General features: G+C 62.6%; 13 protein-coding genes. 9 read left to right on the forward strand and 4 right to left on the reverse strand.

Annotated features, from left to right (window positions below; genetic code table 11):
• Positions 1-27: 27 nt before the first annotated feature.
• The 4 genes from chrA (at position 28) to HDE72_RS16110 (ending at position 5,215) form a co-directional block, all read left to right on the forward strand.
• Positions 28-1,362: a chromate efflux transporter gene (gene chrA / locus HDE72_RS16095; RefSeq protein WP_183742706.1), complete on the forward strand. Its 1,335-nt coding sequence runs from the start codon at positions 28-30 to the stop codon at positions 1,360-1,362.
• Positions 1,363-1,392: 30 nt separating this feature from the next.
• On the forward strand, positions 1,393-2,514 hold the full coding sequence (moaA, locus tag HDE72_RS16100; RefSeq protein ID WP_183742709.1) for a GTP 3',8-cyclase MoaA: 1,122 nt from the start codon (positions 1,393-1,395) through the stop codon (positions 2,512-2,514).
• A 62-nt stretch (positions 2,515-2,576) separates the two neighbouring features.
• Positions 2,577-4,424, forward strand: a complete 1,848-nt coding sequence (gene moeA, locus HDE72_RS16105) for a molybdopterin molybdotransferase MoeA (RefSeq protein ID WP_183742710.1) — start codon at positions 2,577-2,579, stop codon at positions 4,422-4,424.
• Positions 4,421-5,215 carry a hypothetical protein gene (locus HDE72_RS16110; RefSeq protein WP_183742712.1) on the forward strand — a complete coding sequence of 265 codons (795 nt, stop codon included), beginning with the start codon at positions 4,421-4,423 and terminating at the stop codon, positions 5,213-5,215. Before moeA ends, HDE72_RS16110 begins: the two co-directional genes overlap by 4 nt.
• Here the strand turns inward: HDE72_RS16110 and HDE72_RS16115 are convergent.
• A complete protein-coding gene (locus HDE72_RS16115; protein ID WP_183742714.1) occupies positions 5,184-5,432 on the reverse strand; it encodes a hypothetical protein in 249 nt (82 codons plus the stop codon). The genes HDE72_RS16110 and HDE72_RS16115 overlap by 32 nt on opposite strands.
• 159 nt (positions 5,433-5,591) lie before the next feature.
• Between HDE72_RS16115 and HDE72_RS16120 the strand changes: the two genes are divergently transcribed.
• On the forward strand, positions 5,592-6,413 hold the full coding sequence (locus HDE72_RS16120) for an MHFG family PEP-CTERM protein (protein ID WP_221291295.1): 822 nt from the start codon (positions 5,592-5,594) through the stop codon (positions 6,411-6,413).
• 8 nt (positions 6,414-6,421) lie between these two features.
• Here HDE72_RS16120 and HDE72_RS16125 read toward each other — a convergent pair whose 3' ends face one another.
• Positions 6,422-7,801 (reverse strand): DNA recombination protein RmuC, encoded by a 1,380-nt coding sequence (locus HDE72_RS16125; protein ID WP_183742718.1) that lies wholly within the window; start codon positions 7,799-7,801, stop codon positions 6,422-6,424.
• Positions 7,802-7,821: 20 nt separating this feature from the next.
• Positions 7,822-8,229, reverse strand: coding sequence for a group II truncated hemoglobin (locus tag HDE72_RS16130; protein WP_183742720.1), 408 nt, complete (start codon positions 8,227-8,229; stop codon positions 7,822-7,824).
• Between the two features lie 238 nt (positions 8,230-8,467).
• On the opposite strand from HDE72_RS16130, the gene HDE72_RS16135 reads away from it, so the two are divergent.
• Together HDE72_RS16135 and HDE72_RS16140 are read left to right on the forward strand one after the other, a co-directional pair.
• Positions 8,468-8,815: a GIY-YIG nuclease family protein gene (locus tag HDE72_RS16135; RefSeq protein ID WP_183742722.1), complete on the forward strand. Its 348-nt coding sequence runs from the start codon at positions 8,468-8,470 to the stop codon at positions 8,813-8,815.
• 47 nt (positions 8,816-8,862) lie between these two features.
• A complete protein-coding gene (locus HDE72_RS16140) occupies positions 8,863-9,315 on the forward strand; it encodes a MarR family winged helix-turn-helix transcriptional regulator (RefSeq protein WP_183742724.1) in 453 nt (150 codons plus the stop codon).
• 4 nt (positions 9,316-9,319) lie between these two features.
• On the opposite strand, the gene cqsA is transcribed toward HDE72_RS16140, so the two are convergent.
• Positions 9,320-10,558 (reverse strand): alpha-hydroxyketone-type quorum-sensing autoinducer synthase, encoded by a 1,239-nt coding sequence (gene cqsA / locus HDE72_RS16145; RefSeq protein ID WP_183742726.1) that lies wholly within the window; start codon positions 10,556-10,558, stop codon positions 9,320-9,322.
• Between the two features lie 166 nt (positions 10,559-10,724).
• On the opposite strand from cqsA, the gene HDE72_RS16150 reads away from it, so the two are divergent.
• Positions 10,725-12,023, forward strand: a complete 1,299-nt coding sequence (locus HDE72_RS16150) for a sensor histidine kinase (RefSeq protein WP_183742728.1) — start codon at positions 10,725-10,727, stop codon at positions 12,021-12,023.
• Between the two features lie 3 nt (positions 12,024-12,026).
• Positions 12,027-13,034 carry a response regulator gene (locus HDE72_RS16155; RefSeq protein ID WP_183742731.1) on the forward strand — a complete coding sequence of 336 codons (1,008 nt, stop codon included), beginning with the start codon at positions 12,027-12,029 and terminating at the stop codon, positions 13,032-13,034.
• Position 13,035: the final 1 nt, after the last annotated feature.

The following is a 13,035-nucleotide window of genomic DNA, read 5'->3' on the forward strand; positions in this document are numbered from 1 at the left end:
TCCATACCGCCAGCCCCTACGCCAGCCATGCAAGCTTCCACCACAGCTCCCGCCCCCGTCAGCCTGGGCACCGCCTTCTGGTATTGGCTCAAGCTGGGCTGCGTCAGCTTTGGCGGCCCGGCCGGCCAGATCGCCATGATGCATGCGGAACTGGTGGAAAAGCGGCGCTGGATTTCCGAGCAACGCTTCTTGCATGCACTCAATTACTGCATGTTGCTGCCCGGCCCGGAAGCCACCCAGCTGGCCATCTATATCGGCTGGCTGATGCACCGCACGCGCGGCGGCATCATGGCCGGCCTGCTATTCCTGCTGCCCTCGCTGCTGCTGCTGATCGCCCTGTCTTCCGTCTACATGGCCTACGGCAATGTCCCCGCCATCGCCGCCATCCTGTACGGCATCAAGCCAGCGGTGGTGGCCATCGTGCTGGCCGCCGCCTGGCGCCTGGGCCGGCGCACCTTGCGCAGCGCCAGCCTGATCGGCATAGCGCTGGCGTCTTTTGTCGCCATCACCTTGCTACATCTACCATTTCCCGCGATCGTGCTCGGCGCCTGCCTGCTGGGTGTGGCGGGCGGCTATCTGCTGCCAGGTCAATTTCATACGGTTGGCGCGCGCCATGGCGCGGCATCCACCCATCCGCCGGCCCTGATCGACGACAGCACACCCACGCCGCCCCACGCCCGCTTCACGTGGCAGCGGTTGCTGTCCACCAGCCTGGCTGGCACGCTGCTGATGTTCCTGGCCTGGCTGGCGCTGGCCCTGCTCGGCGGACGCGAACAGCCGCTGGCGCAGATGGGGGTATTTTTCAGCAAGGTTGCCTTGCTCACCTTTGGCGGCGCCTATGCCGTGCTGCCCTATCTGGTCCAGGGCGCCGTCGATCACTACCACTGGCTGACCAGCGCGCAAATGATGGATGGCCTGGCCCTGGGCGAAACCACGCCCGGGCCTCTCATCATGATTGTCGCTTTCATCGGCTTTGTCGGCGGCTGGAGCCACGCCGTACTGGGCGAACACCTGTGGCTGGCCGGCGTGGCCGGCGCACTGGCCGCGGCCTGCTTCACTTTCTTGCCCTCGTTCATCTTCATCCTGGCTGGCGCACCGGTAGTCGAAGCCACGCGCGGCAATCTGCGCCTGAGCGCCCCATTGACTGCCATTTCAGCTGCCGTGGTCGGCGTGATCGCCAGCCTGGCCGTTTTCTTCGGCCGCCATGTCTTCCTGCCGGGCACGCCCGCGCTGCATGCGGACTGGCTGGCCATCGCCATCGGCGTGGCGGCGGCTGTGGCGCTGATGAAGTTCCAGATCGGCACCATCAAATTGCTGCTCGCCTGTGCCATCTGCGGCCTCGTGCTATCGTATCTGCCTTGAACGATCACTTTAGTAGCTGGCATCACCTTCATGAATGACAAGATTATTTATTTCTCCACGGCCCGCAATGGGGCGCTGGCGATACCGGAACGGCTGGAAAGCCCCAGCGGCCAGCTGGCCGACCGCCGCGGCAGGCCGCTGCACGACCTGCGCATTTCCATCACCGACCGCTGCAACTTCCGCTGCGTGTATTGCATGCCGAAAGAAGTGTTCGACAAGAACCACGTGTATCTGCCGCACACGGATTTGCTGTCGTTTGAAGAAATCACCCGCATCGCCGGACTGTTCGTCGCGCATGGGGTGGAAAAGATCCGCCTGACGGGTGGTGAGCCACTCTTACGCAAGAATATAGAAAAGCTGGTGGCCATGCTGGCCGCCCTGAAAACGCCATCCGGCCAGCCGCTGGACCTGACCCTGACCACCAATGGCTCCTTGCTGGCCAGGAAGGCGCAGGCACTCAAGGATGCGGGCTTGAACCGCGTTACCGTGTCGCTCGATTCGCTGGACGACGCCACCTTCAAGCGCATGAATGATGTTGATTTTGCCGTGGCCGACGTGCTGCACGGCATCGATGTCGCGCATCAGGTAGGCCTGGGGCCGGTCAAGGTCAATATGGTGGTCAAGGCGGGCATGAACGAGCAGGAAATCGTGCCGATGGCGCGCTACTTCAAGGACACGCCCACGATCTTGCGTTTCATCGAGTACATGGATGTGGGCGCCTCGAATGGCTGGGACTTGCGCGAAGTGGTGCCCTCGGCCGAAGTGGCGCGCCGCATCGGCGCCGTCATGCCCTTGATTCCCGTCAATCCCAATTACGTGGGCGAAACGGCAACGCGCTGGCGCTACCTGGACGGCGGCGGAGAAATTGGCCTCATTTCCAGCGTGACGCACGCCTTTTGCGGCGACTGCAGCCGCGCCCGCCTGTCGACGGAAGGCAAGCTCTACACCTGCTTGTTTGCCACCGATGGCCACGACTTGCGCTCCCTGCTGCGTGCCGGACGCAGCGACGAAGAAATGTCGACCGCGCTGGCGCAATTGTGGCGCGGCCGTGGCGACCGCTATTCGGAATTGCGCAGCAGCCACATGCCGCAGGACGCCGCGACTCCCCAGCCTGCTAAAAAGAAAGTGGAAATGTCGTATATCGGCGGCTGAAGCCATCAGTGCTACACCCCAGCGCTGTTACCATGGCATATGCGTCAACATCTCCACTCTACATGATAGCCAAACAAGAAATTACCGGCCTGATCCTGGCTGGCGGCCTGGGCACGCGCATGGGCCAGGTCGACAAGGGCATGCTGACCCTGCATGGCCAGCCGCTGGCCGCCCACGTGCTGCAGCGCCTGGCGCCGCAAGTGGGCCAGCTGGCCCTCAATCTGAACCAGCATGCGGAAAACTATCGCCATTTCGGCCTGCCCATCTGGGCCGATGAACAGGCGGACTATCGTGGACCGCTGGCCGGCTTGCAAAGCGGACTGCGCCGCGCCACTACGCCGTATGTATTAGTGGTGCCGTGCGACTCGCCGCTGCTGCCACTCGACTTGGCGGCGCGCCTGGCCGCCGGTTTGCAAGAAGCCGATGCCGATCTGGCGATTGCCGTCACACAAGAACACGAGCCGGCAAGGGACGCCACGCAGTTGCGCCCCCATCCCGTATTTTGCCTCGTCAAGACATCCGCCCTGCCCCAGCTGGACGCCTATCTGGCTGAAGGCGGGCGCAAGATGAGCGCCTGGCATGGCCCACTCAAGCTGGCGCAAGTGCTGTTCGAAGATGGCCAGGCCTTCCGCAACATCAATACCCGCGAGGAACTGGCTGCCGTGCAAGCACAAGATATCAGCGTCTCCATGGCGCAAACCCTTCTGAACAACGCCGTCGCGCCGCTGGCCGAGATAGAACATTTACCTTTGCCGCAGGCGCTGGAGCGTTTCCTGGCGGCCGACATCATCTCGCCCATCAGCGTGCCCGCGCACGACAATTCCGCCATGGATGGCTATGCGCTGCACGGTAGCGACCTGCTTGGCGACGCCCCCATCACCTTGCGCGTGATGGACACCATCCTGGCCGGGCGTCCCGGTACGGCAGCCATCGTTCGCGGCACCTGCGCGCGCATCATGACGGGCGCCGTGATGCCGGCCGGCTGCGACAGCGTGGTGCCACAGGAACTGGTGTTGCAGGCCAGTGAGCACAGCATTACCGTGGCGCCCCAGGTGGTGCGGCCCGGCGACAACCGCCGTTTCAAGGGCGAAGACTTGATGGCTGGCCAGCCGGCTCTGCTGCAAGGCAAGTTACTCCGGCCCGCCGAGCTGGGTTTGCTAGCTTCCTTGGGCATCGCCAGCGTGCCCGTGCGGCGGCGCCTGCGCGTGGCGTTTTTCTCGACCGGCGATGAATTACGCTCGCTGGGCGAGCCGCTGGACGCGGGCTGCATCTATGACAGCAACCGCTACACTCTGCTGGGCATGTTGCAGCGCCTCGGCTGCGAGGTGCTCGACCTGGGCATCGTCAAGGATAGTCCCGAAGCGCTGGAAGCCGCCCTGCGACTGGCTTGCGCGCAAGCCGATGTGATCATCACCTCGGGTGGCGTGTCCAGCGGTGCGGCCGATTTCACGCGTGATATTTTGGCGCAACTCGGTGAAGTAGCCTTTTGGCAAATCAATATGCGTCCGGGCCGCCCCATGGCCTTTGGCCGTATCGCCGTCGATGGCCACTCCGCCTTGCTGCTGGGCTTGCCCGGCAACCCGGTCGCCGTGATGGCCACCTTTTATTTCCTGGCCCGCCCGACCCTGCTGCGCATGATGGGCGCCGATCCAGAGGCGGCCAGCCTGCCCCTGCTGCGCGTCGCGGCGCAGGCGGCTATCCGCAAGCGGCGCGGGCGCACCGAATACCAGCGCGGCATCCTGGAACGCGACGCCAGCGGCCAGCAACACGTACGCGTGACGGGCGCGCAAGGCTCGGGCATCTTGCGCTCGATGACACAGGCCAATTGCATGATCGTGCTGCCTGCAGAACAAGGCCCGGTGGCCGCTGGCGAACTGGTCGATATCGTACTGTTTCAGGGGCTGACATGAGCTATTACCGCGCTTGCGCCATGGCGCTGCTCTTGCTGCCGCCCATGGCAGTCCATGCTGCCGAGGTGAACAGCAACGGCTACACGCTGCGTTTTGAAGAACGCATCGAAGAGGCGCCTGGCGACTTGCATGGCGAAACCGTCGGGCGCATCAGCCTGCGGCGCACGGCGGACCAGCAACTGCTGTGGCTGGAAAACACGCCTTTGCGCCCCGGCTGTGGCAAGCTTCCCGCCGTCTCTGCCATCAATGCGGACTTTGTCTCCATCTGCGGCCATCTGGGCGGACGTCATTACACGCAGAAAATCGTGCTCACGCGCGGCAACTTTCCCACCATGGCCAGCGTGGACCAGTACGAGCTACCCAGTCCGGCACGCATCGCTGCCGATGGTACATTGTCGATCGATGTATTGCGCCGCGATATGTTTCCTGAGGAACTGACGGGCCCCCATCTGTTTCCCTTCGTCTATCGCCTGCACCGCGACGCCGTCACTTTCGGCTTTGCCTTGAGCTTTGACAAGGATGCCGCCGAACGCTACTGGCAGCACTACCAGCATAGCCGGCAAGCGGCGCATCTGGCCGGGGTGTTGCCGGAAATGCTGGCGGCCTTGCTGGCCAGCCAGGCCCGGCAGCCTATCTGCGCGGAACTGGCCGATATCGAAACGGCCCTGATGCATGACGACAAGCAACTGGACCAGAGCGGTGCGCGCAAGCTGATGCTGTCATGGCTGCAAAAACTGCCCGGCATCGGCTACCCGGCTTTCAAACAGCAAGCCTGCCAGCACGCCCTTTAGCTTGCCCCTTGCGCGCATGACAGCAGGCTGATGCCTGCTGCACCGCCACCGTTTTCTCTTCCTTCCCTTTCGGCAGCACCGCACGGCCCAGGTGCTGCGACGTCAAAATAAATATAAATAACACAATCATAGCATTTGAAACAGCAATCATAAACACAACGATAATTGTAATAATTTTATTTATTTGTTGATATTGAAGTTTCTTCGGTGATAACATTTGATCTCACCGAAAAAACAATACAATTTTGACATGAATTCATCCATCACCCTGGCAGCAAAGCACACCTCCCATAGCATGGCCGGCTACCTGCTGGGCGTTTGGCTCATCTTCGGTATCTTGTTCATGGCGTCCCTGCCCGCCAGCGCGAAAGGGGCGATGGCACGCGCTGACGTGCTGGAAAACTGTAATTGGAACCGCCCGGGCGTGGATCCGTTCATGGGCGATGTGGTGGCGGCCGTGGACCGCTATACGGATATTGCGCCGCAAATACGCGAACAGTTGAAGGAGCGCATGCGCGCGCGCCAGTACGATGAGATCGTCCTCATCACGCGCGACAGCATCAGCGGCAAGCAACACTACAATCCCCGCATCAGCGAGATGCATTTTGGGCCCGGCCGCGTCTGCCGCAATGTCACGCGGGCGGGCTGGAGCGATCAGATGCAGGAACGGGGACTCGTGTATTGCGTGCAGGACGAGTGCATCCTGGTGCCTACCGTGTGCCGCAATGTCAGCCGCATCACGCGGACGCAAACGGCAGCTCCGGGCGCTGCAGCGGCAGGCGCAGCACCCGGAGCTGCTGCACCCGAAGCGGGTTTGCCGGCGGCAGCGGCGCCAGTTGGCAGCGCACCGGCCGACGCCTTGCACAGCGGCTCGTTTGCCGAAGCGGCACTGGTGCCCGTCGGCGGTGGCTATGCTTTTACATCGAATAATTTTGTCGGTGGCCCGGGCAACGGACCTGCCAATTTCGGCGCGCCGCCGTCAGCAGGCGCGGGCGGAGGTGGCGGTAGCGCGATCAGTCCTGGTACGGGCAACAGCAGCTTTATTGAAATCCATCCGCTGCCGCCGATCACCATCCTGCCGACCTTGCCCACCAGCCCATCCGTGCTGCCCGCCGTACCGGAGCCGCAAACCTGGGCCATGCTGCTGGCGGGCCTGGCCTTGCTGGGCTATTGCGCGCGGCGCCGCAAGCCAAGTTAAGGAAGCGCTTAGTCGCCCTCGCCCGGCGCGTCGTCCGCCGCGCCCAGCAGCAAGGCGGCCGCTTCGCCAGGCAAAGCTTCCACGGATTTCAATTTGCGCGCCATTTGCCGGCTGCGCACTTCGGCGCTTTCAATGTTCTTGGCCGCCCGCTCCAGCGTCATTTTGGTTTGCGCCAGCACGTCGCCAAACTTGCCAAACTCCGTCTTCACGGCACCCAGCACCTGCCATACTTCCGACGAGCGTTTTTCCAGCGCCAGCGTGCGGAAGCCCATCTGCAAGCTGTTGAGCAAGGCGGTCAATGTCGATGGCCCGGCGATGCTGACCCGGTGCACACGCTGCAATTCATCGGCCAGGCCCGGGCGGCGCATGACTTCTGCATACAAGCCTTCGGTGGGCAGGAACAGGATGGCGAAATCGGTGGTGTGCGGCGGCGCCAGGTATTTGTCGGCGATGGTCTTTGCTTCGCCGCGCACGGCGCGCTCCAGTTCGCGACCGGCCAGCAGCACGCCGTCCGCATCGGCCCGCTCGGCCGCTTCCACCAGGCGTTCATATTGTTCTTTCGGAAACTTCGCATCGATCGGCATCCAGACCGGCGGCCCGCCGTCGACCAGGCCCGGCAGCTTCAGGGCGAATTCCACGCGTGCGCCGCTGCCGGCGATGGTTTCCACGTTCTTGGCGTACTGGTCGACGGTAAGTACTTGCTCCAGCAACATTTCCAGCTGCACCTCGCCCCACGTTCCACGCGTCTTGACGTTGGTGAGCACCCGCTTCAGGTCGCCCACGCCCAGCGCCAGTTGCTGCATTTCACCCAAGCCCTGGTGGACTTTTTCCAGCCGTTCCGACACTTGCTGGAACGAAGCGGAAAGGCGCGTTTCCAGCGTGGCGTGCAGTTTTTCATCGACCGTCTTGCGCATTTCTTCCAGCCGCGCACCATTATCTGTCTGCAAGTCGCGGATCTTGCTTTCCAGCGTGGCGCGCACTTCCAGCATGCGCTGCGCATTCGATTCCGTCAGCTTTTCCAGGGTCTGGTTGGTGCTGTCGGCAAAGCGCGCCAGGCTTTGCGCCTGCTCTTCGCGCCCGACTTTCCCCTGCGCCTGCATTTGCGTGCGCAGACTGTCGAGCTGTTGCAAGGTCGCCGCCTGGAATTGCGCCAGCCCCGCCGCCAAGTCTTGCCGCGTGGCTTGCGCCGACGCCTGCAGCTGCAGCCGCACTTCGCGCTCGACCCGGTCGATGCGCTCCAGGCTTTGCTGCTGATGCTGCTGCACCAGCGCCAGGGTGGTGGCGCCATCGCCCCCGCCACCTGCGCGCGGGCGCAGCAAAGTGAGTACTAACAAGACGATGGCGATTGCCATGGCCCCCAGCAAAATATAAAACTCGAATTGGCTCATGGTCTCGGCGGTGTGGAAAATTAATCGGGCTTGTTGCGCATCCAGTCGGCCGTCTGATAAAACGATTCCATCAGGCGCACGCGCAAGGACTCTTCGATGCCCGTGTCTTCCATGGCCCAGGCCATGGCGCGCAGCCACTGGTCGCGCTCGCTGGTGCCGATCGGATACGGCAGATGGCGCGCGCGCAGGCGCGGGTGGCCGAATTTTGCAATATACAGGTCAGGGCCGCCCATCCATCCCGTCAGGAAGAAATACAGCTTGTCGCGCGAGCCTTCGGTTTCGGGCGGATGCATGGCGCGGATGCCGGCAAATTCGGGCTCCAGCTCCATCAAATCATAAAAACGGTCGACCATCTGGCGCAGCACGGCCGCGCCGCCGATGGTTTCGTACAAGGTGGTGGGGGGTGTGGTATCAGTCATGGCCGTCATGATAGCGCAAGCGGGGCTTGCTGCCACTGGCAGCAACATAGTTGACTACTCAAGCATTTATCAACTACTATGCAATCACTTTAAGAAAAGAAGCACAGGTCGAACACACTGCAAGCACTGCCTGCATCGGGCGATGGCTTGATGCGCAATACCAACTTCCGCTGGCTGCTGGGCGGCGGCACTGCTCACAAAAATTCCGGGCATCACCGGGCCAGTATCAACATAAAGGTCATTAACCATGGATAAAACACAGCAAGCCGCCCTGAAAGTGGCTTACCGGCAACAAGCGCCAGCACTGGGCATCATGACCCTGCAGCATTTGCCCAGCGGACGCATGCTGCTGGCAGCGAGCCGCAATGCGCCCGGCGCGCTGAACCGGCACCGCTTCGAGCTCAAGCTGGGCACGCACCGCAACGCCGGCTTGCAAGCGGACTGGAAGCGCGATGGCGAGACAGCGTTTCACTTTGATGTCATCGACACCGTCAAGGTGGCGGACGATCCTGCCTTCGATGCGGATGGGGAACTGGCCAGCTTGCTGGAACTGCACCGCAGCCAGTTGCAGGCACAGGGCCAACCTTTCTATTAATGACTTACACTTGCGCACTCAAGCAGCATGCAACGATATAGGACACCATGAACGACAACTCCAGCAATCCGCAAGACAGCGCCCTCGATTTTTGCCTGCGCCTGGCGCGCGCCCAGGCCGTGCTGGTGCGCCGGCTCGACGCCAGCCTGGGCAATCTGCACGGCCTGAGCTTCAGCGATTATCAATTGCTGTATCACTTGCAGCGCGCACCCGGTGGCCGCCTGCGCCGCGTGGACCTGGCCGAGCGCCTGGCGCTGACAGCGTCCGGCATCACCCGCTCGCTGCTGCCGCTGGAAAAGATTGGCCTGGTCACGCGCCAGGCTGACGCGCGCGATGCCCGCGTCGGCTACGCCGTCCTCACGGCAGCCGGACAAGCACTGCTGGCCAACGCCCACGTCACGGCGCAAGCGGTGAGCCGCGAATTGCTCAGCGATGCGCCTGCAGACCAGCTCGATACGCTGTCAACTTTGCTGGGCCAGCTGGCAGGCCGGCCCCTGTAGCCACTCAGACCAGCGCCAGCTTGCGCAAGCGCCGCGTGGAAGGCCAACTGGCCAAACCCACTTCATCGCGGATGGCTGCGCAAGCGGCCAGCAGACGCTCACAATCGTGTTCGCGCAAGCCTGCGTTCAGGGTCAGGCGCACCAGGGAACGGTTTTTCGGCGTGGCCGGCGCGCAAAACACGGCGCCGTAGATGCCGTGGCGTTCCAGCGCCTTGCGCAGTTTTAAGGTATCGGGCTCGCTGCCTGCTTCCAGCGCAATGATTTGCTCCGTGCCATCGCTGACGTTGTAGCCGAGCTCTGCCAGGCCCTGGCGCAGCAGCACGCTGTGGCGGCGCAAGGCGGCGCGGCGGCGATCGGCGCCGCGGATGAGGTCGAGCGCCGCATCGAACCAGGCCAGTTCATGTTCCAGCAGGCAAGAACTGAAGATGGCGGGCCGCGAAGCCGACAAGAAATAGCCCTTGAATTGGGCCGAACAGGTGATCAGCCCGGCCCGGCCCGCAAAGGCCTTGGCCAAGGACGCCGTGCGGAAATGCACTCGTTCGGCCAGCCCCAGCTCCACCACCAGGCCCGCGCCCTGCGGCCCGTGCGTGCCCAGCGAATGCGATTCGTCGACGATCAGCATGCTGCCGCTGCGTTCGGCAATCTGCACCATGTCCAGCAAGGGCGCCACGCTGCCATTGGTGCTGTACAAGGCATCGACAACGATGATGCCGGGCCCATGCTTGTCGATCTGCCGCTGCAGATGCGCAGCATCGTTATGCAAAAAGGCATGCGGCTCGGCTTGCGCCGACTGCACGCCTTCCCACAGCGACGCGTGGGCCTGCATGTCCAGGTAAACGGGAATGCCGGGGCCGGCCAGGCTTTGTAGCAAGCCCACGTTGGCGGCCCAGCCCGATTGCGCCAGCACGCACGCTTCGCTGCCGAGGAAGGCCGCCAGCTTGTGCTCGAGCCGGTGCTGGCGACTGCCTTCTTGCAGGAACACGGACGACATCAGCATGGCGCCGCCACCCTGCAAGACTTGCGCCTGCACCGCCAGCAAAGCGGGTTCGGCAGCGATATTCAGGTAATCGTTGCCAGCGAGCATCACTGCGCCAGCCGGTATCGCTTGCCACTGATGCAAGTGCTCGCCGCCCAGCAGCTTGGCGATGCGCTCGACATAGTGCTCATCCATGCGCTGGCGGACAAAGGCGGGTAATTGCTGTTCGGCAGCAGTGCTGGCAAGGGGGGAAATAGCGTTCAACATGAGGGGCTCCTGAAGTGGTTGCGGGGGGAATTACCGCGTCCAACATGCGCGAGCCGTATGGCCGGTGATTGATACAGCTCAACGAACAGAGCAATAGCGCTATTTTCAAAAGGAAATGCGCCGATCATGTTGTACTGATACACATCAATGAGTACCTTCCACGACCATGACGCAAGCGCAGTCCCCTGCTGGAAAACAATGGCCAGGCAAGCTGCTCCAGCCTTTCCTGCACTTCCACGACGCCCTTGAACATATGCCCATGCGGCGTGCCCAGGTACGCGCACTGGCCGTGATCGGTGCGTTCGGCATGCCCTTGTACTACATGCTGTGGCACACTTATTTTCCGCAGGAATACGAATCGCTGCCCCTGCGTGCGCTGGCCGGGCTGCTGTTCCTGCCCGCACTGTGGCCGGCCCGTTTCAGCAACCGCTGGTTCAGCATCTATCTGTTCCTGGGGCTGAGCTTCCAGCTGCCCTTCTTTTTCACCTTCATGTTCCTGATGAACCACGCCTCGGCGCTGTGGACCCACTCGCTGCTGGTGGCCCTGATCGTGCTGTTCCACTTCGATACCCGCATCGCCGTGCTGGCTTACCTGGGTGGCACCCTCTGCGCCTGCCTGGCCTTTGCCCTGCTGGGCGACCCTGCCTTCCTGCTGCGGCGCGAGGTGCTGCAGCAACTGCCCGTGCACTGGTTCACGATCGCCGTGCTCTCCGTGGTCAAGGTCGGCCGCCATGTGGGCGCGCAGGAAAAGCTGGCCGGCATGGCCGCTGGCCTGGGCAGCGTAGCGCATGAATTGCGCACGCCGCTGGTCAGCGTCGAAGCCAATGTGCGGGGCCTGCAGCGGTTATTGCGGCGGCCTGAAACGATGGATGCCGATACAGCGAGCCTGGAAGCGCTGGCCCGCATCCAGTTTGAAGTGCGCCATATGCACCATATGGTCGATCTGTTCCTGCTCAGCGCCAGCGCCGTCAGCCGCAAGCTCGAAGCCAGCGAGGCAGTTTCCATGCATGACAGCGTGACTGCGGTGCTGCGCCGCTATCCCTTCACCAGCAGCGCGCAGCGCGATATCGTCAAGGTCGAGCTGCGGACCGACTTCCTGTTTGCCGGCCAGTCGGAACTGTGCGTGGTGATCCTGCTGAACCTGCTGCGCAATGCGCTGAAAAGCATACAGCGCGCCGGCAAGGGCCGCGTGCGCATCGTCATCGATGGTGCGCGCTCCGTGCCGCGCCTGCTGTTCATCGACACGGGCTGCGGCATCGCGCGCAACCGCCTGCCGCTGATCTTCGACCGTTTTTACTCGTATCCGGCGCATAACGGCAGCGGCATCGGCCTGGCGCTATGCCGGCAAATCATGCAAGCCTGGCATGCCCGCATCGACTGCGTGGCGCGCGAAGGCGCGTACGCTATCTTCCGGCTGGAGTTTCCCCAGCCCAATCGTTTCTTCCCCTCCCACCGCGCAAGGTGACCTATGCAACTGCCCGTCTACACCCATCCGACCCTGACCGTGCTGATCGACGACAGCGATTCCTTCCTGAAAAGCCTGGCCTTCCAGCTCGACCCTTCGCTGGCGCGCAAGACCTTTCACGACACGAAGGAGGCGCTGCACTGGTTGCGGCATAGCACGCAGCAGGGCGAGCTGCCGCTGCAGGTCAATTTCGACACGCAAAACCTGCCGCCCGACCAGTGCAATGTGGCGTTCGACATCGAACGCATCTGGCGCATCAGCGGCCAGGCGCAGCGCTTTGCCGTGCCATCGGTGCTGGTGGTCGATTATTCGATGCCGCAAATGAATGGCATCGAATTTTGCCAGGCCGTCCGCGACTTGCCGTGCAAGAAGATTTTATTTACGGGAGCAGCCGATGAAAAAGTGGCCGTGACGGCGTTCAACCGGGGACTGATCGACCGCTACATCAAGAAAAGCGACGACGATGCGCTCGATATCCTGGAACAGGAAATCGTTGCCTTGCAGTCAGAGTTTTTCCTGCAGCAGTCAGACACCGTGCGCGATTTATTGCTGCTGCACGATTACCACTTCCTGCAGGACGAGGCGCTGGCGGCCGTGGTGCACGCGCTGTGCCGTCAGCATGGTTTTGTCGAATTCTATATTTTCCCTACGCCCTGCGGCATCCTGTTTTTCACGCGCGAGGGGCAAGCCAGGCTGATGATCATCACCACGCAACGGGGCTTGCACACGCAGTACGAAATGGCGCGCGACAGCGACGCGCCTGCGTCCCTGCTGTCGGCGCTGCTGGAAATGCGCGTGATTCCATATTTTTCCGATGCCGGCAGCGACGGCATGTATTCCGCCCAGATAGGTGAAAACTGGTTCCGCTACTGCGCCGCGCCCACCATCTGCCTGGGCCGTGAAACGTATTACTGGGCCCTGTTCGACGTGCCGGTGCACCAGCTGGGGCAGCCGGTACTGTCGTATGCCCAGTTTCTACGTGCGCAAGCCGGCCAGGGCTTGACTGTCTAGG

Source organism: Janthinobacterium saanense (assembly GCF_014200675.1).
In the GTDB taxonomy this organism is placed as follows: Bacteria; Pseudomonadota; Gammaproteobacteria; order Burkholderiales; family Burkholderiaceae_D; genus Janthinobacterium.